Here is a 24558-nt window from a genome sequence, read left to right as displayed (position 1 = left end):
CTCATTGAGGTTGATAGCGTGTTTATTGTGCTGCTGCTCGGCGGCATCGTCAGCCGGCCCGACACCGCACCGACGAAGCAGGTCGCAGTAGTCTTCGAGCTCGATTTCTTCAGCGTCGACATCGTCAAAGTATTGACCTGATGCGGCCGGATTCTTAGATATGTGGTTCACGGTGCTTTCTCCACTGTGAGCCTTGGTGCCCGAGCGACGGGGTGGTAGCCGTCTCTCACACAACTTCCCGGAAGGGCCTCCGCTTTGACGAGCGGGGGCTTTTCGGTTATTCAGGTGGGGGTTGAGTGCACTTTGGCAGATCCGTTCAGAGGATGCGGCGTCGTCACGACGCGGCGGTTTCGATCATGTAGTTACGATTCGGCGTTGCGCCAACTTTTCACCTCTCTCCTTTGCGGACGACGGTGACGTAGGTCGACGCGGTCTCGATCACGTACGGCGACCAGATCGACGCCTCGACGGCCGCGCGCATGCGGCGCGCGTCGATGCGCTGATTGGTCTTGGTCTCGACGGTCACCGCGTGCTCGTCACCTTCGAGCGCATGCTCGCCGGCAATGAAGCCGGCGCGCAACTTCGCCTCCTCGGCTTCCAACACCTTGATCTGCCCGCGGAGATCAGCGAGGCGATCGGCGGGCTTCCTGTTCGTGGCTGGTGCGTCGGTCATGTGCTGCTCCTTCGGGGGACCGGACGCAAATGAAATCAAAGCCTTCACGGTAAAGCCTCGTTAAGGAAAACGAGGCGTGAAGCCGACGCTTAAATTGAGGCCTTCTCGTGCCGCGTCGGGACGGCGCCGCCGGTCCGTGCGGTTACGGTCCAAAGCGCATGTTTACACCCCGTTAACCATGAGCTGATCTTAATGATCGCGATGTTGCAGGGGCGTATTTTGATCGCGCGGCAATTGAGAGAGCTGACATGGGGACCATCATCGAATTTCCGGCCGGTCGCCGGGCAGGCTCGTCGGGGGACGTCACACCGCGCGCGGACACGGGGATGATTCTGATTCTCCCGGTGATCCGTATCGAGCGCGAGAGCGACGAAACCAGCGGCGATCGCGGGCCGGAGCAGGGCACAGCGCCGGGGCGCCGTCGTCGCCGCCGCTAGGACCGGCTTCTTTGCAATGCCGGACCCCATCCGCCATATCCGGCCTTTCGTATCGGCCGTCCTGCTCGCGCTGCTCGGCGCGACGTTGGGCGCTTGCAGCGGCGGCGATTTCGGCCGCACCCGCGCCGACATGCGCAGCGACGACATGCATCGCTGGCTGGGCGCCGAGGCTACCGGCAGCGTCGGCCTGAGGCCTTCGCAATTCCAGCTCACCGACGAGGAGCGCCAGCTTCGCGACCTCGCCTATCCCATGATCGAGCCGCCGCTGTCGCGCCCGGCCTGGAAGAGCGTATTCGGCGACTACAAGCCGCTGCCCTCGCCGTGGCGGCAGAAGATCGTGTTCGACCGCACCATGTACGGCCGCACCCTGATCGACGAGCCGCACCGCTCGCACTCCTCGCGCTATGCGCAGCTGATCGAGGACGTCCGCAACGACATCACCCGTTTCGAGCCGTTCTTCGCCAGCGCGATCCGGGTCATCGATCTCGACAGGAAGCGCGATGCCAGCATGGCGCGCGTCTCCGCGCTTTCGCCGTGGGAGAGGGACGATGCGGTCGCGCGCATGCAGGAGAACTCGCTGATCGTGCAGTGGGTGCAACAGTGCCTGGAGCAGCGCGTCTCCTCCTATCGCTGGGCCCTGGAGCGCCTGGTGATCCAGGCGCCCGACGGCATGGCCGCCGATGCCGACCGCCTGATCGGCGAGCTCGCCGCGCAGACCGCCAATCCGCCGGTCATGAGCCAGCCGCCTTACGGCCGCGCCGTCGTGGTGAAGGGCTGAGCGGTTTGCGAGCGACCGGTTTCCTGTGACGCAGAGACGGGCGGCGCGTCAGCGCTGCCCGTCGTGCACGCCGAGGCTTCGCAGCATGCGCTGCTTCACCGTCCGCGCGATCGCGGCCGGAGCCTCATCGGGGATCGCAAAGCAGGAGCTCGCGTTGATCTCGCACAGCACGTAGCTATCGGCGCCGGCCGCATCTTTCGGCCCGTACAGGAAGTCCGCATCCCAGATCACGGGCAATGACGGCTCGTCGATACCGAGCGTCGCCATCATCTGCGGCGTCCACTCGTCCTCCATCGCTCGCCGCAGCGCCTGGAATTGCGGTGCGTCAGGACCGTGCATGATGCGCGGCCCAGGCTGAGCTTCGGGGGAATCCGGCCCCTCCGGCGGCGGCGGGATCAGGGCCTTGATCTTCTGGTGTCCAAAGCCTGCAACCCTGGCGCCACTCATGTAGCAACGAATCATGCCGTCGGGCAGGCGCGGCTGAAACGCCTGGTCGATGATGCAGCCGCCCCAGCCGAAATAGGGCTCGCACCGCGCGAAGAGAGCATCGAGCGGCATGTCCTCGGGCGTGCTGCCGCGCTGCGCATGCAGCACGCGAACCATGCCGTCGCTGTCGGGCAGCGCTTCCACCTTCCAGACGCCCTGGCCGCCATTGCCGCGGTTCTGCTTCAGCACGCGCGGCCCCTTCGCGCGAAGGCGCGCGGGAAACTGGCTGCGGAAGCCTGCGGCGGTGTCATAGCGATGCGTGTCCGCGCCCCAGCCGAGATGACGCGTCCGGTAGAGCACCTCCTTGACGCCCATTTTCAGGATAGCGTCGGGATGCGCGCTCACCCATGGCCCATGCGCGGCGACGTCGCGCAGCAGGGCGTCGAGCCCGGCGCGCGTCTTGCCCTGGTGGATCGGATCGACCCAGACCAGCACGCCGTCGGCTCCGAGCAATTGATCGCGGACGGCGCCCGCGAAGCTCTCGTCGTAGATCACCGGGTAGGCTTCGATGCCGACGGCGGCGAGGGCTTCGAAGACGCGGACGAAGCGGCTGTTCTGCGCCGTGGCCTCGCGGCGCACGGCAGCGTCGCCGCGTGAGAGGATGGCTACGGTGTGGCGGGGAGAGGAGTGACGTTCGGTGTCCATGCGCAAGCTCCACGTATTGCGTGCTGCGCAGAGCTTGGACCGGGGTCTCAAGGGGAGTCTGCATTGTCCCCGTGAGGACCAGCTTACGTGAGATGGTCTTCAGGGTTCAAGAGTGTTGGCGTGGTTCCAACGAATCGTAAAATTCTTTGTGAGGACCCTTGGGGAGCGGTGAGTTGACAGCCCGCCCACCCCGGCTTCTACTCGGCCGCCCGGGGACATGCGATCTCCCCGTGAGGCGACATGCCCAAGAATCTCGTCCTGATTTTTCGCCAAGGACGCCACATGTCATCTGACACCCCGATATTATCCGACACATCATTTCGGCTCATTGTTCCGGCGCGGCGCGCCGGCCTTGCCGATGCGCGTCACCTTGCGAAACGGACTTCACCTGGGGCGGGGACACGACCAGGAGAACGACCATGCGCACACGGACAATCCTTCGGGCTTTCCTCATTCTGGCGCTGGCGGGCGGCGCATCGGCCGCACGCGCGCTGACCCAGGACGAGCTCGTCGCCAGGATCAAGGCGGCTGGCTACACCGAGGTCAGCGACATCAAGTCGACCGCAGAGGGAACGACCGCCAGGGCGATCAAGGACGGCAAGCCGGTGCAGCTCGTTGTCGACAGCAGCGGCCAAATCAAGGAGCGAAACTAAGGCAGCTCCGGAATCCGAATTCAAGCTCAAGGGAGCGAAACAATGCGCAAGACAATCTCGGCGCTCATGGCCATCGGCGCCTGCTTCATCACGACCGCCCGCGCGCAGGATGTCGACTGGCAAAAGGTCGATGATGCGCTCGGCCGCAAGCCGGCGGTGACCGGCGACGTGCATCGCTACGGCTTTCCGCGCACCGACCTCACGGTGACGCTCGATGGCGTCACGATCAAGCCGGCGCTGGCGCTCGGGGGCTGGGTTGCGTTCAAGCCCGCCCATGGCGGCGTCATGGCGATGGGCGATCTGGTGCTGCTCGAGTCCGAGATCAACCCGGTCATGCTGAAGATGATCGCGAGCGGGCTGGAGATCACGGCCGTGCACAATCATCTGCTCGGCGCGAGCCCGGCGACGTTCTACATGCACGTCGCCGGTCACGGCGATCCGCTCAAGGTCGCAACCGCCCTCAAGGAGGCGCTCGCCGAAAGCAAGACGCCGCTTTCCGTGCCGGCTCCTGCGGCCCCGCCGCCGGCCGTCGATCTCGACACCGCGCAGCTCGACCAGATCATCGGCGTCAAGGGACAGGCCAATGGCGGCGTCTACCAGTTCAACGTGCCCCGCCGCGAACCCGTCACCGAGCAGGGCATGCAGCTGAGCCCGGTCGGGCCGCTGGGCGTTGCAACCGCCATCAACTTCCAGCCCACCGGCGGCGGCAAGGCGGCCATCACCGGCGACTTCGTGCTGACCGGCGACGAGGTGAACCCCGTCATCAAGGCGTTGCGGTCGCACGGCATCGCCGTGACGGCGCTGCACAGCCACATGCTGGATGAGCAGCCGCGCCTGTTCTTCATGCATTTCTGGGCCAACGACGACGCGATCAAGCTCGCCAATGGCTTGCGGGCCGCGCTCGACAAGACCGCGAGCACGAAGACCTGAAGCGGTGCCCGATCTGAATCGGTCTCCGATCGGGCCGTCTGAGTGAAATGCGTTCGTGGCGTTCGAGCCTACCTGGCCTCGACCACTTCACCATCCTCTTTCACGAACCGCCCGACCGGATTGTCCAGCAGATCGATGACGGCCTCCGAGGGCCGGCACAGCCGCGTGCCCTTCGCCGTCACCACGATCGGACGGTTGATGAGAATCGGATGCGCCATCATGAAGTCGAGCAATTCGTCGTCCGTCCATTTGGGATCGGCGAGGCCGAGCTCCTTGTAGGGCGTTCCCTTTTCGCGAAGCAGCGCCCGGACCGGAATTCCCATCGCCGCGATCAGCTCCTTGAGCCTGTCGCGCGACGGCGGCGTCTTCAGATACTCGATGACGACTGGCTCGGTGCCGCTCTGCCGGATCATCGCAAGCGTGTTGCGCGAAGTGCCGCAGCCGGGGTTGTGATAGATCGTGACACTCATGATCGGGTCTCCGCAACAGGGACTGGGCCGCGCGTCGTGGCGTGCCCGAGCAGCCAGTTCATCAATACCATGCCGGCGACAGCCCCGCAGAGTTCCGCGAGGATGAACCCGGGAAGGTCGACGGGCCGAATGCCGGAAAAGGTATTCGTGAGCGAACGTGCGATCGCCACGGCCGGATTGGCAAACGACGTCGAGGCGGTGAACCAGTACGCGGCCGTGATGTAGAGGCCGATCAGCCAGGGAACGGCCGCGCGCTGGAAGCGGATGCCGGCGAGAATGGTGGCGACCAACCCGAAAGCGGCGACGGCTTCGGCAAACCATTGTGGCCCGCCGGTCCTGACCTTGGTCGACGGATCGAGCACGGGCAGGCCGAACATCAGATGCGCCGCGATCGTCCCGGCGATGCCGCCGGCGATCTGCGCGACGATGTAGAGCGCGGCTTCATTCACCCGCAGCTCGCGCCTGCCGGTGAAGACCAGCGTGACCGCCGGATTGAAATGCGCGCCGGAGATCGGGCCTAGCACCGTGATCAGGACCACCAGAATGGCTCCGGTCGGCAGGGTATTGCAGAGCAGGGCAAGCGCGACGTCCCTGGTCAGCGTCGCCGCCATGATGCCGGAGCCGACGACAGTGGCAACGAGGATGCCGGTGCCGAGCGCTTCGGCTGCGAGGCGCCGCGAAAGATCGAATGTCTCCATTAGCGTGATCGCTCCTTTCGTTTTGGCGCGCAGCGGGACTGCAGGGTTTTGGCGACCGGCTCGCAAACCTCCGGCCGCCCGCCACAGCAATCGCGCAGCAGGAAAACGGCCACGTCGCGGAATTCGCCGAGGTTGGCGCGGTAGACGATCGAGCGGCTGTGCCGCTCGGAGGAGACGAGGCGTGCGCGGCTCAAGATCGATAGATGCGCGGAGAGCGTGTTTTGAGGCACTTCCAGCAAGCGAGCGAGGTCGCCGGCCGCAAGGCCGTCGGGCTCGTGCCTGACCAGCATCCGGAAGGCCTCCAGACGGGTCGATTGGGACAGGGCGGCAAGCGCGAGGACGGCCTCTTCGGTTTCCATATATCTAGAGTTATGGAAATATTAGAGCCCGGTCAATCCGAATCCGAAGCATCCCCAGGCCGTATTTCGAATATTCTAGAAATACGGTTGACGGCGCGGACGATCGGGCGCATCGTTGCGCCATGAAGATTGCCGACGCAGCAGCACGTTTGGAAGCCCTGGGTAATCAGACCCGGCTTCAGATCTATCGCGCATTAGTCAGGGCTGGACACGCGGGCATGCCCGTCGGTCGCTTGCAGGAAAAGCTGAAGATTCCAGCCTCGACGCTGTCGCACCACATCAAGACTCTGGTCTCGGTGGGGCTCGTCAGTCAGATCAGGGAATCGACAACGCTCGTCTGTCACGCGAACTTCGAGGCCATGCAGGGTCTGGTCGATTTCCTGGCGGCGGAGTGCTGCGCTGACGAGGTCGGGTGCAGGAATACGCAGACGGCCGCGTGATGTTTTTTGGCCTATGTTGTTCGATGATTCTAGAAATATGGGAGGAGAACGAATGAACGCCAGGATGGTCGCCATCATCGGGGCAGGACCTGTCGGCTTGGCTGCAGCAGCCCATATGCTCGAACGCGGCATGTCGCCCGTTGTGCTGGAGGCCGGCCCCGAGGCTGGGCACGCCATCCGCCAGTGGCAGCATGTCCAGCTGTTCTCGCCGTGGGAGTACAACGTCGACAAGGCTGCCGCGCGCATGCTGGCGCCGACGGGATGGAATTCGCCGGACCCACAGTCCTATCCGACCGGCGGCGAGCTGCTTGACGGGTACCTGACGCCGCTCGCCACGCGAACGCCGCTGCGCGAGGCGATCCGGACCTCCAGCCGCGTCACGGCCATCAGCCGCGCCGGCTTCGACAAGGCGAAGACCAGGGGCAGGGAGCAGGCGCCGTTCGAAATCCGTTACCAGAACGGCAAGGGGCCCGAGGTGCTGCATGCGAATGCCGTGATCGACACATCAGGCACATGGCTCTCTCCCAATCCGGCCGGCCGCAACGGCTTGCCTGCGATCGGCGAGCCGGAGTGCAGCGCTCGTATCGCTTACGGCATGCCGGATGTGCAGGGTGCGCGCCGCGCCCGATATGCCGGCAAGACCGTTGCTGTCCTGGGCGCGGGCCATTCCGCGATCGGTACGCTCATCGATCTCGTGCATCTCGCCGACGATGAGCCGGGCACGCAACCCGTCTGGCTGTTGCGCGGCGCCGATCCTGCGAAGGCATTCGGTGGCGGCCGGAACGACAAGCTCGCTGCACGCGGCGAGCTGGGCGCCGCTTTCGCCGCGCTTGTCGCCTCCGGCAACATAAAGGTCGAGACCGAATTCGGCGTCACGCACCTCTCGGAATCCGACGGTCGCCTCGAGATCGCGGCTGGCTCGTGTTGCGGTGCGCGCAACGTGATCGCAGACGAATTGATCGTATCGACCGGCTTTCGTCCCGACTTCTCCTTCTTGTCCGAGCTGCGCCTGCGGCTCGATCCCGCCATCGAGGCGCCCGCCGCGCTCGCGCCGCTGATCGACCCCAACGAGCATAGCTGCGGGACGGTGCGCCCGCATGGCGCGCGGGAGCTCGCGCATGACGAGCCGGGCTTCTATCTCGCCGGCATGAAATCCTACGGTCGTGCGCCAACTTTCCTGATGATGACGGGCTATGAGCAGGTCCGCTCGATTGCAGCCGATCTTGCCGGCGACAAGGCGGCGGCGGCGAGAGTCGAGCTCGTGCTGCCCGAGACCGGCGTCTGCACGCGCGGCGGCCTCGAGACCGCTGCCGCGTCGGAATGCTGCGGCGGGCCGGCAAAGCAGGACTTGTCGGCCTGCTGCGCTGCCGACGAAACGGCGAAGACGTCGGGCGCTTCCGGGTGTGGCGGTTCATGAGGCGCTCCTGCCGGCGATCGCGCTGTCTTGCTCGCGATGGAGGGCTCCATTCCTAAGCTGAGCGGTCGGTCCCTGATTGCGGTGATGTGCATCGGCCAGGTCGGCAATCTGCTGCCGCATGTCACGCTGTCCGCAAACCTGGCGCAGCACCTGATGCCGGCGTGGGGGCTCTCCGCCGCCGAAGGCGGCTTGATGGCGAGCGGCTATGCCTTCGGTTACATGCTCGCAGTGCCCGTGCTCACGACCTTGACCGACCGCATCGATGCGCGCCTCGTCCTGCTCTGGGGCTCGATCATCAGCGGCCTCGCGACCGCAGCGTTCGGTCTCTTCGCGCAAGGGTTTTGGTCGGGGACCGCGATCTGGTCGCTCGCGGGACTTGGCTTTGCCGGCGCCTACATGCCGGGCCTGAAGGCGCTGACGGATCGGCTTCCCGCCGGCGACACGTCGCGGGCGGTCACGCTGTACACGTCGAGCTTCTCGGTCGGCGTCGGCCTCTCGTTTCTCGTCGCGCAATTGATCGCCGACGGCTGGGGATGGCGGTCCGCTTTCCTTGTCACCGGCTGCGGCCCGATCGCCATGGTGGTCGCGTGCCTCCTGATCGACCGGCGGCAACCCGCGCCGAAGGCCGGGCGGCTGCTGAACTTCGCGCCCGTCTTCGCCAACCGCGAAGCACTCGGATACATCCTGGGCTATGGCGCCCATTGCTTCGAGCTCTACGGCATCCGCACCTGGCTGGTCGGGTTCTGGACATTCGTCGTCGCGCATCAAGGCGCGCCATCGTGGCTGAGCCCCGTGGTGCTGAGCTTCTGCTTCGCGGTGATCTCGATGCCCGCCAGCATCCTCGGCAACGAGGCCGCGCTGAAATTCGGCCGCCATCGTGCGATCACGCTTGTGATGATCGCGTCGGCCTGCGTGGCGCTGGTGATCGGGCTCAATGCGACGGCGCCGGCATGGCTGCTCGCACTGTTGCTGTTCATCTATGGACTGACCGTGCCCGCCGATTCCGGCGCATTGACCGCCGGCATGTCGGCCGCGGCGGCATCCGAGCATCGCGGCGCGACGCTCGCGCTGCACTCGACGGTGGGCTTCGGCCTGTCCGCACTTGGAGCATGGGGAACCGGCGCCGCACTCGACATTGCCGGCGGTCCGCAGAGCGCGAGCGGCTGGCTGCTGGCGTTCGTCGTTCTTGCCGGCGGAATCGCACTGGGGCCGGTGGCGCTGCTATGGGCGCGCATGACGCAGGCAAAGTAACGATCGTGAGAGCACGTGCTCCCAAACAAAACACCCGCGACGGACTGCTCCGCGCGGGTGTGACGAACTCTCGATGATCCCAATATGCCCCTGTTTTGCCCGACGAGTCAAACCTGCTCGCAGGTCGCCGATAGGGCGACATGCACGGTGTTCGCGGATCGGTGAACGTTAAACGTCCGGCGTGTGCCCGGGGCAGCCCGAGCATGTGTTGAGACTGCAGTTTGCAGAACTACTGTCGTGCCGCGCCGCTGGCTCCGGGGATCTGTCCCCCGAATTTTGAGGGGCCGGTGCCACTGACGCTCGTCGGCCCGCCGGCCGTCCCGTTCGGGTCGGTCCTGGCCGCGGTCCGGCCGGGGCCGTGCATCATGTTCATTGAATTGAACCACCCGTGATGGTGATGGCGTTTGGCGCCGTGGGCCGAGGCATAGCCGGTCGAGCAGGCGAGTAAGATCGCTAAAGCAAGCGTTGCTGTTTTCATCTGGGTTTCCTCTCCAATTGAGGAAACTGCATGGGCAAGCAACTTGTTCCAAGGCTACGCCGATCGTCACACTGGAAGCGTCTCTTAAGCGTTTCTCAAGCGTCGGTCACGTCGACGGGACGTTCCGCACCCCCTGTCCACATGGTCAAGCTGACGGCGGGCCGAAGCATCACGCCCTACAAACGGGTGCACCCGATCGAAAGGAGGTCGTCTCGTGATTTCAATGCCCCGCTACCGTGCATGGGGTTGTTTTCGCAGTTTTGTTTGGCATCGCCGAAACCGCCGCTCAGCGCCGTCCGCGCGGCGCCTCGGCCTTGGCCTGCGGTTCGGTCTGCGGGCCGCAGGTCGCCGCCTGGAGCGTCGCCTGCGCCTGCGGCATCAGGCCGGGCTCGGGGGCGAGCGCCTTCATCACGATCAGGCCGGTGGTGCTGGGCGAGTCGATGATCAGGCGGTCTGCCGCGGTGACCTCTTCGTCCTCCGGCAGCTCCTCGTGCTGCGCTTCGGTCATCAGGTCGAGCTCGATCACCTTCTTGCCGGCCGAGCGGTCGTTGATGGCGTAATAGGCGATCTCGTTGCGGGTGTAGAACGACACCGAGGTGTAGGCCTGGCTTACCGGCACGGTCAGCTTGATCGGGCCGCCCGAGAGGTCGTAGCGGCAGATCGCCAGCGCAAAGGCCGGGTCCATGAACGGCATCGGCGAGGTCTGCGGATCGGCGAGGGGAAGCTGCGTCACGCCGTTGAGCTTGGTCATCGGCGTCAGCCGCGAATAGGCATCCTGCGTCGCGATCCGCGGCAGCGCCAGCACGCTGACGAGATGGACCACGAGGCCCAGCACCACGCCGGCAACGATGGTGAAGGCGAGGCGGATCATGAGCAGCCCACCGTCGAGATGGTGGGCATCGGCGCATCGCGCTGGGTGCGCGTGGCAACCCCGACCGGGGTGTCGTAGAGGCGCAGCATCAGGGCGTAGCGCTCGATGCCGCCGGTCGGCAGCCAGTTGCCGGCGCGCGAGCGCGAGGCGATGCGGATCTCGAACGAGCCGTCGGACGAGCGCACGATCTCCTGGCTGGTGAAGCCGTAGCGCTGCAGCGAATTGGCGACGAGGTGGCCCTTGCGGTCGTACAGCGTCAGCGTCCAGAACCGCGCCGGCGGCGTCACGCCGGACACGATCACGTCGCAGCGGCCGTCGAGCGCCTTCTTCTTGTCATCAGTGGTCGCGGTGAAGGCGACGCCGTCGCCGGTGCCGATCGGCAGCTCGCCGTTGCGCACGATGGTGGCGCGCGAATAGGGATCGACGTCGGCGGTGCCGGTGCGCGGCCGCGCCGTCCAGGCGCCGATGGTGAGCGCGCCGATCTCGGTGCCGCGCGTCGTCGTCATCCAGGTGGCGCCGACGCCCACCACGGTCGCGAGCAGAAGGGCCGTCAATGTGATCAGGATCAGCCGCACGGGTTTCGATCAGTTCTTGCGCGGGGCGGATGTATTCGCATTCTCTTCCGCATAATTCTGCGGGAAGGCGAGTGCACTCGATGCCGAGGACGGCTTGGCCGGATTGCTGTCGTCAGCCGTCGATTTGTTCACGGTCCTGGCGGCGTCATCGAGCAGCTTCTCGACGCGCACCAGGATGTCGGCGCCGCGCTTGGTCAGCACGGGCGGCGGACCGGGCTTGGTCTCCAGCACCTTCGGCGCCGCGCTGGCCTGCGCGTTCGCGTCCTTCGGCTGCGGCGGCAGCTTCTGGCCCATGCCGATGCCGGGGATCTCCCGGACCTCGACACCCTGATGCGCGGCGACCATGATGTCGTGCCAGGTCTGCGCCGGCAGCGAGCCGCCGGTCATGCGGTTGGTCGGCGAGTAGTCGTCGTTGCCGTACCAGACCGCGCAGGTGAAATTGCCGGTGTAGCCGACGAACCAGGCGTCGCGATACGCGTTGGTCGTGCCGGTCTTGCCCGCCGTCGGAATGCCATCGAGGGCTGCGCGACGCGCGGTGCCTTCGCTGACGACGTGGCTCATCATGCCCGCCATGTCGGCGGCGGTGTTCGGCGGAATCGCCTGCTTCGGCTTCGGGCCGTCGCGGTCCCAGCGCCAGACCAGATCGCCGCCGCCGGTGCGTACCTCCAGCACCGAATGCGGCGTCACCGCCTTGCCGCGGTTCGGGAACGTCGCATAGGCGACGGCATGCTCGAGCACGGTGACTTCGTCCGAGCCGATCGGCAGCGAGGGCGTGTCGGGCAGCGGCGCCTTGAGGCCGAAGCGGCGCGCGACCTCGACGATCTTGGCGCGGCCGATCTTGGCCGGGTTCGGCGCCTTCGGCTGTTCCTTCTGGCCGATCGCGATGGACAGCTTCACCGGCACGACGTTGATCGAGCGCGTGATCGCCTGCGTCAGCGTCACCGAGCCGGAATAGGAATGGCCATAGTTCTGCGGGCACCAATTGCCGATGCAGACCGGGCCGTCGACCACGACCGAGTTCGGCGTGAAGCCGTTGAGCAGGGCCGTGGTGTAGACATAGGGCTTGAACGAGGAGCCGGGCTGGCGATAGGCGTCGGTGGCGCGGTTGAACTGGCTGGCGCCATAGTCGCGGCCGCCGACCATGGCGCGGATGCCGCCGTCGAGATCGGCGACGACGGTCGCGGCCTGCGTTGCGTGATAGTCGCGGCCGAACTGGCGGAGCTGGTTCTCGATCGCGTCCTCCGCCGCCTTCTGCACGTTGGTGTCGATGGCGAGGCGCACCACGAACACGCGCTCGACGTATGATTTCGGGAAGGTGTCGACCAGCTTGCGCATCTCGTCGAAGGCGTAGTCGAGATAGTAGTTCGGCGATGCCTCGTCGCGGCGGTCGACGGCGAAGGCCGGGTTGCGGCGGGCGCCGAACACCTGGCCCTCGGTCATGAAGCCGGCATCGACGAGGTTGTCGAGCACGACGTTGGCGCGGGCACGTGCTGCGGGCAGGTTGATGTGCGGCGCGTATTTGGTCGGCGCCTTGAACAGGCCGGCGAGCATCGCCGCCTCCGACAGCGTGACGTCGCGCGCGGACTTGTTGAAATAGAAATGCGCCGCGCCGTCGACGCCGAAAGTGCCGCCGCCCATATAGGCGCGGTCGAGATACAGTTTGAGGATCTCGTTCTTGGTCAGGCGCCATTCCAGCCAGATCGCGAGGAAGGCCTCGTTGACCTTGCGCTCGATGGTGCGCTCGTTGCTCAGGAACAGGTTTTTCGCGAGCTGCTGGGTGATCGAGGAGCCGCCCTGCCGCACGCCGCCGGCTTGCGCGTTGGTGACGAGCGCGCGCGCGGTGCCGGCGATGTCGATGCCGAAATGCTCGTAGAAGCGGCGGTCTTCGGTCGCCAGCGTCGCCTTGATCAGGACATCCGGAAAGTCTTCCAACGGAATGGAGTCGTTGTGCTTGATGCCGCGGCTGCCGATCGGATTGCCGTAGCGGTCGAGGAAGCTCACCGCGAGATCGGACTTCTTCAGCCAGTCCTCATCCGCAGTCTCGCGGAAGGCGGGGATGGCGAGCGTGAGCATCACGACGAGGCCGCCAAGCCCCAGGGTGGCCGCCTCCGACAGCGGCTCGATGAATACCCAGCGCTTCCACCGCCCGACATAGAAGCGGTCCATGAAGGTCGAGTAACGCTCGTAGAGCTCGCGGATGCCCTTGGCCGAGGAGAACAGGGAGGAATCGATGCGGGCATCGAGGTCCAGGAAGAAATTCCCGACCTTGTGCTTCCATTGCGGTGGTATGATCTGGCGCACCTAGAACCCTTGAGGCTTGGTTCGAAAGCGTTCAAGCACCCGGCCGGGGGCGGCATCGAGACGTCTTGAGGGAATGTTGCGGCAAACCCAAGGCGCCCGGTTCGCGTCCTCTGGGGACTCTGTGTTCCTTCTAGCCGAGCAGGGCCCATAAACCAATGGTCAGGCTCGCGATTTTGAACAGGCCTAATTGAACCCCGGTTCATTACGGGCGTTCCGGGGACGTTGCTTGCAGCGTCACGGCCGCGCGGCCTAGATGGGTTAGCCGTAGCTCTTTCGAATCTTGTTGAGGCGCATGACCGCAGCTCCCAAACGACCTTCCGGACAGGAAGGATTCTTCTGGAAAACCAAGACGTTGGAAGAGATGTCTGGGGAGGAGTGGGAGAGCCTGTGCGACGGCTGCGGCCGCTGCTGCCTGAACAAGCTCGAGGACGAGGACACCGGCCAGATCTATTTCACCCATATCGGCTGCAAGCTGCTCGATGGGTCGACCTGCGCCTGCAAGGATTACCCGAATCGCTCCGATAAGGTTCCGGACTGCGTCCGCCTGACCCCGGCCAATGTCCGCACCCTGAACTGGCTGCCGCCAAGCTGCGGCTACAAGCTCGTCGCGGAGGGACGCGACCTCTATTGGTGGCATCCGCTGGTCTCGGGCGATCCCAACACTGTTCATGAAGCCGGCGTCTCCGTGCGCGGCCGGGTCGAGGGCAGCGAGGAGGAGGTCCCGGACGAGGAACTCGAGGACCACATCGTGCAATGGCCCGCCGTGCTGCCGAAACGGGCACGTCTGAAGCGACGCCCGAAGGACTGATCCGTCGTTTGGCTCTTTCGGCCATCACGTCTTCGGGATGACCCGGGGGTGGGATGCACCCATGCGCCGCGGTGCCTGCCCGAGAAGAACTTTGCTGTCTACATTGGCTTCATAGAACGAATCCTTCGCGGCGTTGCGCCGCTCCCATGCGTCCGATCGAGATGAACAAGTTCGACCGGCAGAGCAGTTCTGCCGACATCCAGGCATTGCCCGACGACATCGCCGAGGAGCTCTCCCGACTTCCGAGCGAGGTGATCAGCGTCGATGACGCGCCGTCCATCGCGCCGCCGGCCCCGCTGAGTTCCGACGAGGTCCGCACCATCGTCATCAGCCTGATGCTGACGATGTTCCTGGCCGCCCTCGATCAGACCATCGTGGCGACCGCACTGCCGACCATCGGGCGCCAGTTCCAGGACGTTTCCAACCTGTCCTGGGTGATCACGGCCTACCTGCTCGCCTCGACCGCGGTCGCGCCGGTGTTCGGCACGCTGAGTGACATCTATGGCCGCAAGGCCATGATCATCACGTCGCTCAGTTTGTTCGTGACTGGCTCGATCCTTTGCGCGATCGCACCGAACATGCCGATGCTGATCCTCGCGCGCGGCCTCCAGGGTCTCGGCGGCGGCGGCATCATGCCGGTCGTGCAGACGGTGATCTCCGACGTCGTGAGCCCACGCGAACGCGGCCAGTACCAGGCCTATTTCTCCAGCGTCTGGATGGTCGGCGGCATCCTCGGCCCTGTGATCGGCGGCGTGTTCGCCGAGCATCTGCACTGGTCGATGATCTTCTGGATCAACCTTCCGCTCACGGCCGCAGCGCTGGCGCTGCTGCTGCCGAAGATGAAGAAGATCCCGGTCTTCCACCGCAAGCGCAAAGTCGACTGGCTCGGCGGCGTGCTGCTGATGGCCTCCGCAGTCGTGTTCATGCTGGTGCTGACCTGGGGCGGCACGCGCTATCCCTGGCTGTCGCCGACCGTGCTCGCGATGGTGGGCGGTGCCGTCGCGCTCGCCGTCACCTTCGTCTGGCATGCACGCCGTGCGGACGAGCCGTTCCTGCCCCTGCCTCTGCTCGGCGGATCGGTCGTACCATTCGGCCTGACCGCCGGCGGCTGTGCGCTCGGCGCGATCACCGGCCTCACCGTGCAGCTCCCGCTCTATTACGAGTCGGTCTACCATCTCAGCGCCAGCGAGGCGGGGCTTGCGCTGATTCCGCTCGCGGCGGTCTCGACCTGCGGTGCGGCGATCGCCGGCCGCACCATGGCGCGCGCCAAGCACTACAAGCGCGTCGCCATCGTCGGCACGTCCTGGGCGGCGCTCTGCGGCCTCGGTCTCACGTTCACCACCTTGCCGCTGTGGGGGCTGCTGCTGCTGATGGCGGCGTTTGCGCTGGGCCTCGGCACGACCTTCCCGGTCTGCGTGGTCTCGATCCAGAATTCGGTCTCGCGGCCGCAAGTCGGCACCATAACCGGCGCGCTGAACTTCTTCCGCTCGCTGATGTCCTCGTTCACGGTCGCGGCCTTCGCGGCGATCCTGCTGATCGCGCTCGGCGCCGACATTCCGCTCGCCGGCGAACATCATGTCGCGGGCAGCATCCCTGCGATCCCCACCGAGGACATGCGGCACGCATTCCGCTACGTCTTCGGCGCCGCCACCGCGCTGATGACGGGCGCCGCGCTCTGCCTGATCATGATGGAGGAGCGGCCGCTCGCCGGCCCCTCCGTTACGCCGCAGGTGGAGATGGCGGAGTAAAATTAGCCGCCGCGATCGGCGTAAGCATCTTCGCCGGCGGGGCTACCGGCCTCCTGCCGTGCCCTCGTCGCAAGATGGCTCTTCAGCCGCGCCAGCGCGTCGGCAGACCAATCACTGATATCGGTGACCGCGACCCAGGCGTCGACGTAATGTTCGGGCGCGTAGACATGGCCAAAGCCCATCGGGGTATGGGTCGCGACCGCCATGTCGAGTGCGAGCTGCAGCATCGTCACGACCGGATACCATCGCAGCTCCGGTGAGACATCCGGCCCGCGCGGTGCGCTCATCCAGGCCGGGGGCTGAAAGGCATCGCGGTAGGCGAAGAACGTGATCGCGTCGCTGGCATATTGCAGGTAGACGACGCGCATCGGGCCCCAGGGCGTATCCGGCGGTACCGTCGGCCCGTTCTGGTTCATGAAGCGCACGAAGCGGCTGTCGCGGAATTCCGGCAGCCACGCCGGCGAGCCCGGATTGCGGTTCGCGGTGACCGAGCGCCAGATGCGGCTCTCGAAGGGAGGTCCGCTCCATAGTGCGCCGGCGATGGGATCGCCGATCGTCTCGAACAGCTCCGCGGATTGCTCCGAGTTCATGGCGCCGAGGCTGAGGCCGTGCAGGTACAGCTTCGGCCGCTTGTCCTTCGGCAAGCTCGTCCAGTAGCCGTAGATTTCCGCGAACAGGGCGCGCGCCGCCTCCGCGCCGTACTCGGGCTGAAACAGCAGCGACAGCGGGCTGTTGAGGTAGGAGTACTGCATCGCGACGCTCGAGACATCGCCGTGGTGCAGATATTCGACCGTATCCATCGCGGACGGATCGATCCAGCCGGTCCCGGTCGGCGTGATCACGATCAGGATCTTGCGTTCAAAGCCGTGCTGGCGCTTGAGCTCCTCGAGCGCGAGCTTCGCGCGCGCCTGCGCCGTGCCTCCACCGGCGAGGCCCACATAGACGCGCACGGGGTCATGTGCGGCCCGGCCCGTGACGGCGCCTATGTCCGCGGCGGTCGGACCCGAGGCAATGAAGCGGCGGCCGGTGCGCCCCAGCTCCGTCCACTTCAGCAGCGACGCCGGACTTCCCGTGCGATCCGGCGCGGTCGGCTGCGGCCGTTCGGGCTCGTGTAGGGCGTCGAGCTCACGGAAAGACGAATCGAGTGCGCGAAATGCCGTGCTGATCAGGACGTTGCTGGCAATGGACCAGAACAGCAGGCCTGCAGCCACGATGCCTATGACGTTCGCGATCTTGCGGGGAATGATGCGCTTCGCGTGCCAAATGAGGAATCGCGACACAAGCGCGAATAGCCGCCCCAGCAGCAGCAATGCGGCGAACGTGACGAGGGCGATGGCGCAGACCTTGAAGGGATGCGCGGTCTCGACCGGCGCCATCTTCATCACGGCGCGGACCGAGTTCTGCCATTCGGCGGCGCGCCAGAGATAGATGAGGACGACGAGCAGGCAGCCGGCCGCGACCAGCGCATTGGCCTGCGAGCGCAGGCGCGCCGATGGCTCTGGCAGCTCAAGATAGTGCCACAGCCAGCGCCAAAGATTGCCGGCAAGGTAGCCGATCGCGAAGCAGGCGCCGGCGAGGGCACCTTGGGTGAGATAACTCCGCGGCACCAGCGTCGGTGTCAGCGCGGCCGCGAAGAACAGGGCGCCCAGCATGAGGCCGACGCCGGACAGCGAGACCAGTTGTCGCCGAATGAGCCGGGTCAGATACATGAAAGCACCTTAAGAACGAAGCTAAAGTTTGTCCTTGTTCGGGAAGCCGCTCTTTCGCGGCAGCAGAATCGTGAATTCGGTGAACTCGCCCGGCTTGGTCGCGACGTCGATCGTGCCGCCGTGCTGCTTGACCACGATGTCATGGCTCATCGACAGCCCGAGGCCGGTGCCTTCGCCGGCCGGCTTGGTGGTGAAGAACGGATTGAACATCTTCTCCTTCACCTCGTCCGCAATGCCGGTGCCGTTGTCGCGGATCCGGATCTCGATGCGGTCGCCGCGATCGCGCGTCGTAGCGGTCACGATCGGCTCGTAGCCCGCGCCGCCGTCCTCCGCCTTGCGCCTGGTCACCGCGTAAAATCCGTTCGAGATCAGGTTCAGCAGCACCCGCGTGATCTCCTGCGGAAAGACTTCGGCTTGGCCGGCCGCGGAATCGAACTCGTGCTTCAGCGTCACGTCGAACTGCGGTGTCTCGGCGCGCGCGCCGTGATAGGCGAGGTTGAGGCTCTCCTCGACCAGCGTGTTGATGTCGCTCAAGCGATGCTCGCCGCCGCCCTCACGCGAATGCAGCAGCATGTTCTTGACGATGGAATCGGCGCGCCTGCCGTGCTGCACGACCTTCTCCAGATTGTCCTTCAGAAGTCCCGTCAGCTCCTCGACCTCGCTGCGGACGTCGCTCGCGAGCGGGAGACGCGCCAGCACCTCGTTCAATTCGCTCGTCAGCTCGGCGGAGAGCGCGGCAAAATTGTTGACGAAGTTGAGCGGGTTCTTGATCTCATGCGCGATGCCGGCGGTGAGCTGGCCGAGGGAGGCCAGCTTCTCGGTCTGGATCAGCCGGTCCTGCGCGGCCCTGAGATCATCGAGCGATCTGGCGAGCTCACGCGTGCGGTCCTGCACCTCGTTGAACAGGCGCGTGTTCTCGACGGCGATCACGGCCTGGTCGGCGAAGGTCTTGAGCAGATTGATCGCCTTGTCCGGGAACTGACCGGCTTCCCGTCGCGTCACCGCGATGGTGCCGATCGCGACGCCGTCGCGCAGCATCGGCACCACGAGAATGCTGCGATAGCCACGGGTCCGCGCCAGCTCCTTCATGGCGTCGGTGAGATCGGGCTCGTTCTGCATGTCGCTGCGGAAGGCATATTCTCCGCGCATCGCCACCCGGCTGTGAATGCCCGACGAGGATAGCGGCGCCGGGAAGGAGCTGAGCAGGTCCGCGTTGCCGGCTTCATTGTCGGTGGTGAAGGCCGCCAGGTGCAGCATGCCGTCGATGACGCGGGTGACGGTGGAGGAATGCCCGACGATCAGCGCCTTGGCGCTGTCGGAGATCGCCTGGAACACCGGGGTGACATCGGCCGGCGAAGCCGCGATCACCTTCAGGATATCAGCGGTCGCGGTCTGACGCTCCAGCGCTTCCCTGGTCGTGTTGAACAGGCTGACATTGCTGAGCGCGATCACCGCCTGGTCCGCGAAGGTTTGGAGCAGGCGCACATGGTGCTCGCCGAAGGCGCCGGTCGTCCGGCGCGTGGCGATGATGACGCCGATCGCCGCGCCCTCGCTCATCAAGGGGACGAACAGCATGCTGCGAAAGCCGCGGGCGCGCGCGATCTCGCGCGCGGCCGGCTCGAGCTCGGTGTCGGGCAGTTGTGCCGCGGCTCCATTGGCCACGAGCTGGTAGGCCGGGAACTGCGCGAACGGCACTGGGAACGAGGCCTGGAGCACGCGGTCGCCGGCCGGATCGGTCGGCGTGAAGGCCGCAAGATGCGCGGCGCCGTCGATGTAGCGCAGCACCGCGGTGGAGAATCCGCCGATCAGCCGGTTGGCATTGGCGGCGATGGCCTCGAACACCGGTTGTACGTCGGACGGCGAGGCCGCCATCACCTTCAGGATCTCGGCCGTCGCGGCCTGCCGCTCGAGGGCTTCCCGCCTTTCATCGGCGAGGCGCGCGTTCTCCGCCGCGCTCGATGTCAGCTGCTGCTCGAGCTCGTCGATCCTGCGCCTCAGCGCGTCGGCCATATCCTCGGTAAGCGCGGTCATTGTTCGTCCGGTGCGGCCGGGAGCAAGCCCCTCAGCCTGCGCCTTTAGCGCCAAACGCCCGGCCGGCCAAGACTGAAGTCAAAAAGACTGAAGTCAACAAGACCGGCGTCAACAAGACTCAAGTCAAGTGCCCGGCCGCGAGACTTCGGTCTCCTTGCTGGTGATGAACTCCAGCAGAACCGGCACGCCTTCGCGGGTCTTCCGAATGCCGCGCCTGATCGCGGGCACGATGTCCTCCGGCTTCGTCACCCGCTCGCCATAGCCGCCGAAGGCGCGTGCCATCGCGGCATAGTCGCCAGAGATATCGGTCGAGCGATATTTTTCAGTCGAAACCGGCATCACCTTCAGCTCGATCGCCATCGAGAAATTGTTGAGCAGGATCGACATGATCGGGATGCGCTCGCGCACGGCGGTCTCGAAATCCATGCCAGTAAAACCAATGGCCGCATCGCCCCAGACATTGATGCAGAGCTTGTCGGGTTTTGCCAGCTTGGCGCCCATCGCGAGCCCGAGGCCGTAGCCGAGCTGCGTCGTCTTGCCCCAGCCGAGATAGGTGAGGGGCTCGACCGCCTTCCAGAACGGCGAGAGCTGGTCGCGCGGGCTGCCGGCATCATGCGTGATGATGGTGTTCTTGATGTCGACGGTGTGCTGCAGGTCCCACAGCACGCGATAGGGGCTCAAGGGTGCGTCATTGCTGGTGAGCTTCGGCATCCACTTCGCCAGCCACTCCTCGTGCGAAGCCGCGATCTCGGCCGCGACGGCTGAGGCGTCGCGATCGGCGGTGACTGTCTTGCCGATCTCCTCCAGCAGCGCGTCGAGCACGAGGCCGGCATCGCCCACGAGGCCGATGCTGGCTTCGACATCCTTGTTGAGATGGTTCGGATCGAGCGTCGAATGGATGATGGTCTTGCCCTTGGGCATCGCGATGCCGAAATTGGTCTCGGTAAGCGAGCAGCCGATGCCGAAGATGACGTCGGCCTCGGCGAGGAATTTCGGGACGGCGCGCGGCACCGCGAGGCCGCCGGAGCCGAGCGAGAGCGGATGGGTTTCCGGGAACGACGATTTGCCCCCGAGGCTGGTGGTGACAGGGATCGCGAGCCGCTCGGCGAGGCGTTTCAGCTGCGGCCAGGCCTGCGCGTAATGAACGCCCTGCCCGGCGTAGATGACGGGCCTCTTTGCATTGACGAGCAGGCTGGCGGCTTCCTTCACATGAACAGGGTCCGCGCCGCAGCGCGTGCGCAGCACCGGCGTGTAGTTCAGTGGCTCCGGCACCTCCTCATTCCACATGTCGGAGGGGATCTCGACGATCACGGGCCCGCCGCGGCCGTTCTTCAGCTTGGTGAAAGCGCGGCGGAAGATGTTGGCGACCTCCGCGGCCAGGATGATCGGCTCGGACGATTTCGCAAATGGCTTCATCGCCTCGCTGGAATTGAAGTTCGGCTCGATATGCGCCAGCCTGCGCTGGTAACCCATCGGTAGCACCAGCACGGGGACGGATTCGCCGAAGCACTGGGCGACGCCGCCCATCGCATTCTCCGCGCCCGGCCCGTGCTGCATGCAGAACGCGCCGATGCTCCGCCCCGAGGTCACGCGCGAGATCGCATCCGCCATGTGGATGCCGACGCGCTCCTGCCGCACCATGACGGGGCGGATCTCGGCCCTGGCCGCGTGCTCGATCAGGTGATTGACCGGATAGCCGCAGAGGATCTCGATCCCCTCGCGCCGCATGATTTCCGCAATGGCGGTGCCGAGCTTCATGGCGTCTCTCTCCCTGGCAAGGCCGGTGATCCGGTCGGTTGAAGAGAGAGGATCAGGAATTCCGGGAAGCGTAAAGCGCGCGCGGTGAGCGCGGCGGTAGGCCAGCTATGCACCGCGAGCGTGCATCGGCTCCGGCTGGCGAGAGCGGCCGCACGCACTGCAGCAGGCGCCTGGCAGCAACGAGATCCGGCGTTTCGAAGCCCTCGGTGAATTCGTCATAAATCGGGGCGAGCAGTCGGATGGCCTTGGCCCTGCGGCCGGTCGCGATCCAGTGTGCTGCGAGATCGATGGCGATCCGCAACTGGAATGTCGTCGCACCGATGGCGCGGGCTTCGGCGAGCGCCTGCTGCAACCGCTTTTCGGCGCGCAGCGGCTCGCCGGCGCGGAGCAGGATCGCTGCATCGACCCGCTGGAGCTCCGAGCGGCACCAGCGCTCGCCCTGGCGTTCCTGATGGTCGATCGCCCGCGCGATCGCTTCGCGCGCCTCCGCGATCCGTTCCTGTCGCAGATAGGCGCGGGCGAGGACCGCGAGATAGCTGCCGATCCGCATCAGAAAGCGACATTCGATCAGCTCGTCGATTGCGGCCCGAATATCCTGAACCGCGCGCGGATCGCCACGCAGGTCGCGAAGGCAGGCGGAGAAATAGCGCTCGACCGGAACCCAGCGCGAGATGCGCTCGCGTTCAAGGTTGCGACGCAGCCGCATCGTGTAACTCTCGAGCGCGTCGAGATTGCCGGTTTCGAGCGCGACAGGAAGTGCGGCGAGCCCCAGTGCGTTCGACTGCGACACCCAATGGCCGCCGCGGTCCGCGGCGTCGACGGCGTCGCGGGCGAGCCTTGCCGCATAGTCGGCTTGCCCTTCCATCCACGCCACGAACGGAAGGTTGAAGCGGACGGTGATGAACCGGTAGACCTCATTCGCATCCTTGTGCGAACGGCCCTCGGCCAGCGAATAGGTCGCCGCGAGACGATCCAGAACCGGGCGGCTCTTGCTCAACTCGCCGGCAAAGGCGCGCGCCCAGGCCAGTGCCCGATCGGCTTCGGACGTCGCCGTCAGGTCGCGGCCGCGGTCGGCGAGCGCGGTGGCCTCCTCGAGATAGGTTATGGCGCGCGGGACCTGACCGATCTGCAGCAGGTAAAAGGCAAAACCCACCAGTGCTCGCTGCTGATACTCGATACTGCCGGCGCGCCTTGAAAAGGCGATCGCATCGAGCCAGGCAACCTCGTTCTCGTTCGACATCTTGCGGGCGTAGAACAGGCTCCATCCAAGGGCGCAGGCGAGCTTTGCCTTCGACAGATCGTCGCACGCGACGGTCTTGGCCAAGGCGAGCGCATCTTCCAATCGCGCCTGTGCTTCCGACAGGATGGAGGTTTCCGACCACAAGGTGATCGCCGCAACCGCGAGCCTGATGCCGACGACAGCATCTCCTTGTTCGCCGAACGCCCATGATAGCGCAGCGCGCAGATCGGCGATGCGGCCGAGATAGCGCTCCGTCCAATCGGCCGGCTCGCGCCAGTTCCACTCTTCCTCGGACTGCTCGAACAGCTCAAGCACGCGCTGCGCATGGCGGCGAAGCGCCTGGCCGCAGGCGGGATCGGCCTGGCGGCGCTCGGCTGCATAGCGGCGAGTGCTGTCGAGCAGCCGATAGCGAAGGTGCGCTCCGCGGGCCTGCGCGCTGAGGAGCGATTTGGCGACGAGGCTGCCGAGGCCGGTGACGACCTCGATCGGCGTGAGCCCTGACGCTTCTGCGACGAAAACCGCATCCTCGGCGTCAAAGGCGTCGCTGAATACCGACAGCAGGCCGAACAGTCTGGCTTCCTTCTGCGACAGCAGCCGAAAGCTCCAGTCGATCGTCGCCATCAGCGTCTCGTGGCGCGGCGGCGCACTCTCGGCACCGGGGGCGCGAAAGCCCAGCTTCTGGTCGAGCAGCGTCACCAATTCGCGAGGACTGAACCTGCCGATCTGGGCTGCCGCCAGCTCGATGGCCAGCGGAAGGCCGTCAAGCGAGTGGCAGATCGAGGCGACCGCCTCGGAATCGTCATCGATGAACTGGTAGTCCGACCATTCGGCGGCGCGGCGGACGAACAGCTGCACCGCTGGAAACCTCACGGCCTGATCGATCGACAGGTCGAGGCCAGACTTCGGCGAGGCAAGCGAGCCAAGCCGTACGACGTGCTCGGTGGCGGTGCCGAGCGCTTCGCGGCTCGTCGCCAGCAGCCTGGACGGCGATGTGTCCGTCAGCAACTTGCCGGCGAAGATCGTGGCGGCGGGCAGCACATGCTCGCAATTATCGAGGATGAGCAGCATCTGCCGCGGCCTCAGATAGTCGAGCACTGCAGCCAGACCGTTGTCCGTATTGCCTCTGATGCCGAGTGCCGTCACCAGCGCTGAGCCGAACAGCGTCGGATCGGAGATCGTCGCGAGATCGACGAAGCAGACGCCGTCGCGGCACCGCGGCGCGAGCGCCTGGGCGACGGCCACGGCAACCGTCGTCTTGCCGATGCCTCCCGCGCCGGCCAGGGTCACGTGCCTGTTGTCGGCCAGCAGATCGGCGATATCGACGATGTCCGCCTCGCGACCGACGATGCCGCGCAACAAGGGTGGCCTGGACAAGGGGACCGGTTCGGCTAGCGCCGGATCGTCCTCGATCTCGCCGATGCTGGCCTGGACATCCGCGATGAACTTGTAGCCGCGGCGCGCCACTGTCGCGACGTAGACGGGCTCGATCTGGGTATCTCCCAGCGAACGCCGCAAGCTCCACATGTTGACCTTGAGATTGCTGTCGTGGACGAATGTGCCTGGCCAGGCCGCCGCCATGAGCTCATTCTTGCTGACCAACTCGCCGCGGCGCTGCACCAGCAGCTGCAACAGCTCGAATGCGCGCCCGCCCAACTTGACGGGGCGCCCGTCGAGAAGCAGGAGTTGGCGGCTGGGAACCAGTCGAAACGGGCCGAAGCAGAATGTGAGTTCCTGCCGGCGTGTGCCCCGTTGTCGTGTCTGCGTGGCAGCCCGCATTGACCATTGCCAATCGATCGAAAAGA

The 24558-nt window shown here is 65.7% G+C and carries 23 protein-coding genes; 10 read left to right on the top strand and 13 right to left on the bottom strand.

The window, feature by feature from the left end; genetic code table 11:
• The first annotated feature begins 18 nt into the window (after positions 1-18).
• The gene (locus tag ACRQ5Q_RS29040; RefSeq protein ID WP_439399978.1) at positions 19-141 is read left to right on the top strand and encodes a hypothetical protein; all 123 of its coding nucleotides are present in this window, start codon (positions 19-21) and stop codon (positions 139-141) included.
• A gap of 247 nt (positions 142-388) precedes the next feature.
• Here the strand turns inward: ACRQ5Q_RS29040 and ACRQ5Q_RS29035 are convergent, their stop codons facing one another.
• Positions 389-673, bottom strand: a complete 285-nt coding sequence (locus ACRQ5Q_RS29035; protein ID WP_439393328.1) for a hypothetical protein — start codon at positions 671-673, stop codon at positions 389-391.
• A gap of 248 nt (positions 674-921) precedes the next feature.
• Here ACRQ5Q_RS29035 and ACRQ5Q_RS29030 point away from each other — a divergent pair, with 248 nt between their 5' ends.
• Together ACRQ5Q_RS29030 and ACRQ5Q_RS29025 are read left to right on the top strand one after the other, a co-directional pair.
• On the top strand, positions 922-1110 hold the full coding sequence (locus ACRQ5Q_RS29030; protein ID WP_439374302.1) for a hypothetical protein: 189 nt from the start codon (positions 922-924) through the stop codon (positions 1108-1110).
• A gap of 16 nt (positions 1111-1126) precedes the next feature.
• Positions 1127-1888: a hypothetical protein gene (locus ACRQ5Q_RS29025; RefSeq protein WP_439374303.1), complete on the top strand. Its 762-nt coding sequence runs from the start codon at positions 1127-1129 to the stop codon at positions 1886-1888.
• A gap of 48 nt (positions 1889-1936) precedes the next feature.
• On the opposite strand, the gene ACRQ5Q_RS29020 is transcribed toward ACRQ5Q_RS29025, so the two are convergent.
• Entirely contained in the window at positions 1937-3019 is a 1083-nt protein-coding gene (locus tag ACRQ5Q_RS29020; protein ID WP_439393326.1) for a Cj0069 family protein, read from the bottom strand.
• A gap of 419 nt (positions 3020-3438) precedes the next feature.
• Between ACRQ5Q_RS29020 and ACRQ5Q_RS29015 the strand changes: the two genes are divergently transcribed.
• Positions 3439-3672: a hypothetical protein gene (locus ACRQ5Q_RS29015; protein WP_439374305.1), complete on the top strand. Its 234-nt coding sequence runs from the start codon at positions 3439-3441 to the stop codon at positions 3670-3672.
• A gap of 42 nt (positions 3673-3714) precedes the next feature.
• Positions 3715-4602 carry a DUF1259 domain-containing protein gene (locus ACRQ5Q_RS29010; protein ID WP_439393325.1) on the top strand — a complete coding sequence of 296 codons (888 nt, stop codon included), beginning with the start codon at positions 3715-3717 and terminating at the stop codon, positions 4600-4602.
• Between the two features lie 68 nt (positions 4603-4670).
• Here the strand turns inward: ACRQ5Q_RS29010 and arsC are convergent, their stop codons facing one another.
• Genes arsC through ACRQ5Q_RS28995 form a run of 3 tightly spaced genes read right to left on the bottom strand, consistent with a single transcriptional unit; the run spans position 4671 to position 6129 of the window.
• Complete coding sequence (gene arsC, locus ACRQ5Q_RS29005) at positions 4671-5072, bottom strand: arsenate reductase (glutaredoxin) (RefSeq protein ID WP_439374307.1); 402 nt, start codon at positions 5070-5072, stop codon at positions 4671-4673.
• Entirely contained in the window at positions 5069-5770 is a 702-nt protein-coding gene (locus ACRQ5Q_RS29000) for an aquaporin (protein ID WP_439393323.1), read from the bottom strand. The genes arsC and ACRQ5Q_RS29000 overlap by 4 nt, the downstream gene beginning before the upstream one ends.
• Positions 5770-6129 (bottom strand): ArsR/SmtB family transcription factor, encoded by a 360-nt coding sequence (locus ACRQ5Q_RS28995; RefSeq protein WP_439393321.1) that lies wholly within the window; start codon positions 6127-6129, stop codon positions 5770-5772. Before ACRQ5Q_RS28995 ends, ACRQ5Q_RS29000 begins: the two co-directional genes overlap by 1 nt.
• Positions 6130-6251: 122 nt before the next feature.
• On the opposite strand from ACRQ5Q_RS28995, the gene ACRQ5Q_RS28990 reads away from it, so the two are divergent.
• The 3 genes from ACRQ5Q_RS28990 to ACRQ5Q_RS28980 all read left to right on the top strand — a co-directional run bounded on the left by ACRQ5Q_RS28990 (position 6252) and on the right by ACRQ5Q_RS28980 (position 9237).
• Complete coding sequence (locus tag ACRQ5Q_RS28990) at positions 6252-6569, top strand: ArsR/SmtB family transcription factor (RefSeq protein ID WP_439374308.1); 318 nt, start codon at positions 6252-6254, stop codon at positions 6567-6569.
• A 52-nt stretch (positions 6570-6621) separates the two neighbouring features.
• Positions 6622-7986 carry an NAD(P)-binding domain-containing protein gene (locus ACRQ5Q_RS28985; RefSeq protein WP_439393319.1) on the top strand — a complete coding sequence of 455 codons (1365 nt, stop codon included), beginning with the start codon at positions 6622-6624 and terminating at the stop codon, positions 7984-7986.
• A gap of 84 nt (positions 7987-8070) precedes the next feature.
• Positions 8071-9237 (top strand): MFS transporter, encoded by a 1167-nt coding sequence (locus ACRQ5Q_RS28980; RefSeq protein ID WP_439374310.1) that lies wholly within the window; start codon positions 8071-8073, stop codon positions 9235-9237.
• Between the two features lie 229 nt (positions 9238-9466).
• Here ACRQ5Q_RS28980 and ACRQ5Q_RS28975 read toward each other — a convergent pair whose 3' ends face one another.
• The 4 genes from ACRQ5Q_RS28975 to ACRQ5Q_RS28960 all read right to left on the bottom strand — a co-directional run bounded on the left by ACRQ5Q_RS28975 (position 9467) and on the right by ACRQ5Q_RS28960 (position 13462).
• The gene (locus ACRQ5Q_RS28975; RefSeq protein WP_439374311.1) at positions 9467-9715 is read right to left on the bottom strand and encodes a hypothetical protein; all 249 of its coding nucleotides are present in this window, start codon (positions 9713-9715) and stop codon (positions 9467-9469) included.
• A gap of 286 nt (positions 9716-10001) precedes the next feature.
• Positions 10002-10586 carry a DUF1254 domain-containing protein gene (locus ACRQ5Q_RS28970; RefSeq protein ID WP_439393318.1) on the bottom strand — a complete coding sequence of 195 codons (585 nt, stop codon included), beginning with the start codon at positions 10584-10586 and terminating at the stop codon, positions 10002-10004.
• Positions 10583-11161 (bottom strand): DUF1214 domain-containing protein, encoded by a 579-nt coding sequence (locus ACRQ5Q_RS28965; protein ID WP_439374313.1) that lies wholly within the window; start codon positions 11159-11161, stop codon positions 10583-10585. Before ACRQ5Q_RS28965 ends, ACRQ5Q_RS28970 begins: the two co-directional genes overlap by 4 nt.
• Before the next feature lie 9 nt (positions 11162-11170).
• The gene (locus ACRQ5Q_RS28960) at positions 11171-13462 is read right to left on the bottom strand and encodes a transglycosylase domain-containing protein (protein WP_439393316.1); all 2292 of its coding nucleotides are present in this window, start codon (positions 13460-13462) and stop codon (positions 11171-11173) included.
• A 292-nt stretch (positions 13463-13754) separates the two neighbouring features.
• Here ACRQ5Q_RS28960 and ACRQ5Q_RS28955 point away from each other — a divergent pair, with 292 nt between their 5' ends.
• Both ACRQ5Q_RS28955 and ACRQ5Q_RS28950 read left to right on the top strand, forming a co-directional pair.
• Entirely contained in the window at positions 13755-14270 is a 516-nt protein-coding gene (locus ACRQ5Q_RS28955) for a YcgN family cysteine cluster protein (RefSeq protein ID WP_439393314.1), read from the top strand.
• 161 nt (positions 14271-14431) lie between these two features.
• Positions 14432-16018 carry an MDR family MFS transporter gene (locus tag ACRQ5Q_RS28950; RefSeq protein WP_439375541.1) on the top strand — a complete coding sequence of 529 codons (1587 nt, stop codon included), beginning with the start codon at positions 14432-14434 and terminating at the stop codon, positions 16016-16018.
• A gap of 2 nt (positions 16019-16020) precedes the next feature.
• Here the strand turns inward: ACRQ5Q_RS28950 and ACRQ5Q_RS28945 are convergent, their stop codons facing one another.
• The 4 genes from ACRQ5Q_RS28945 to ACRQ5Q_RS28930 form a co-directional block, all read right to left on the bottom strand.
• Positions 16021-17727 carry an alpha/beta hydrolase gene (locus ACRQ5Q_RS28945; RefSeq protein ID WP_439393312.1) on the bottom strand — a complete coding sequence of 569 codons (1707 nt, stop codon included), beginning with the start codon at positions 17725-17727 and terminating at the stop codon, positions 16021-16023.
• 21 nt (positions 17728-17748) lie between these two features.
• A complete protein-coding gene (locus ACRQ5Q_RS28940) occupies positions 17749-19758 on the bottom strand; it encodes a GAF domain-containing protein (protein WP_439393310.1) in 2010 nt (669 codons plus the stop codon).
• 123 nt (positions 19759-19881) lie between these two features.
• A complete protein-coding gene (locus ACRQ5Q_RS28935) occupies positions 19882-21546 on the bottom strand; it encodes a thiamine pyrophosphate-requiring protein (RefSeq protein WP_439399893.1) in 1665 nt (554 codons plus the stop codon).
• 22 nt (positions 21547-21568) lie between these two features.
• Complete coding sequence (locus ACRQ5Q_RS28930; protein ID WP_439374319.1) at positions 21569-24409, bottom strand: ATP-binding protein; 2841 nt, start codon at positions 24407-24409, stop codon at positions 21569-21571.
• Positions 24410-24558: the final 149 nt, after the last annotated feature.

Origin of the sequence: Bradyrhizobium sp. PMVTL-01 (assembly GCF_051861855.1) — a bacterium.
In the GTDB taxonomy this organism is placed as follows: domain Bacteria; phylum Pseudomonadota; class Alphaproteobacteria; order Rhizobiales; family Xanthobacteraceae; genus Bradyrhizobium.
Note: the sequence above shows the minus strand (reverse complement) of the source record. Positions and strands in the feature narration are given on the sequence as shown.

What these genes read in the sequence shown, in the direction of transcription:
- ACRQ5Q_RS29035 (WP_439393328.1), bottom strand. Translation starts at nt 673, where the DNA reads ATGACCGACGCACCAGCCACGAACAGGAAGCCCGCCGATCGCCTCGCT.
- ACRQ5Q_RS29030 (WP_439374302.1), top strand. Translation starts at nt 922, where the DNA reads ATGGGGACCATCATCGAATTTCCGGCCGGTCGCCGGGCAGGCTCGTCG.
- ACRQ5Q_RS29025 (WP_439374303.1), top strand. Translation starts at nt 1,127, where the DNA reads ATGCCGGACCCCATCCGCCATATCCGGCCTTTCGTATCGGCCGTCCTG.
- ACRQ5Q_RS29020 (WP_439393326.1), bottom strand. Translation starts at nt 3,019, where the DNA reads ATGGACACCGAACGTCACTCCTCTCCCCGCCACACCGTAGCCATCCTC.
- ACRQ5Q_RS29015 (WP_439374305.1), top strand. Translation starts at nt 3,439, where the DNA reads ATGCGCACACGGACAATCCTTCGGGCTTTCCTCATTCTGGCGCTGGCG.
- ACRQ5Q_RS29010 (WP_439393325.1), top strand. Translation starts at nt 3,715, where the DNA reads ATGCGCAAGACAATCTCGGCGCTCATGGCCATCGGCGCCTGCTTCATC.
- arsC (WP_439374307.1), bottom strand. Translation starts at nt 5,072, where the DNA reads ATGAGTGTCACGATCTATCACAACCCCGGCTGCGGCACTTCGCGCAAC.
- ACRQ5Q_RS29000 (WP_439393323.1), bottom strand. Translation starts at nt 5,770, where the DNA reads ATGGAGACATTCGATCTTTCGCGGCGCCTCGCAGCCGAAGCGCTCGGC.
- ACRQ5Q_RS28995 (WP_439393321.1), bottom strand. Translation starts at nt 6,129, where the DNA reads ATGGAAACCGAAGAGGCCGTCCTCGCGCTTGCCGCCCTGTCCCAATCG.
- ACRQ5Q_RS28990 (WP_439374308.1), top strand. Translation starts at nt 6,252, where the DNA reads ATGAAGATTGCCGACGCAGCAGCACGTTTGGAAGCCCTGGGTAATCAG.
- ACRQ5Q_RS28985 (WP_439393319.1), top strand. Translation starts at nt 6,622, where the DNA reads ATGAACGCCAGGATGGTCGCCATCATCGGGGCAGGACCTGTCGGCTTG.
- ACRQ5Q_RS28980 (WP_439374310.1), top strand. Translation starts at nt 8,071, where the DNA reads ATGTGCATCGGCCAGGTCGGCAATCTGCTGCCGCATGTCACGCTGTCC.
- ACRQ5Q_RS28975 (WP_439374311.1), bottom strand. Translation starts at nt 9,715, where the DNA reads ATGAAAACAGCAACGCTTGCTTTAGCGATCTTACTCGCCTGCTCGACC.
- ACRQ5Q_RS28970 (WP_439393318.1), bottom strand. Translation starts at nt 10,586, where the DNA reads ATGATCCGCCTCGCCTTCACCATCGTTGCCGGCGTGGTGCTGGGCCTC.
- ACRQ5Q_RS28955 (WP_439393314.1), top strand. Translation starts at nt 13,755, where the DNA reads ATGACCGCAGCTCCCAAACGACCTTCCGGACAGGAAGGATTCTTCTGG.
- ACRQ5Q_RS28950 (WP_439375541.1), top strand. Translation starts at nt 14,432, where the DNA reads ATGAACAAGTTCGACCGGCAGAGCAGTTCTGCCGACATCCAGGCATTG.
- ACRQ5Q_RS28945 (WP_439393312.1), bottom strand. Translation starts at nt 17,727, where the DNA reads ATGTATCTGACCCGGCTCATTCGGCGACAACTGGTCTCGCTGTCCGGC.
- ACRQ5Q_RS28940 (WP_439393310.1), bottom strand. Translation starts at nt 19,758, where the DNA reads ATGACCGCGCTTACCGAGGATATGGCCGACGCGCTGAGGCGCAGGATC.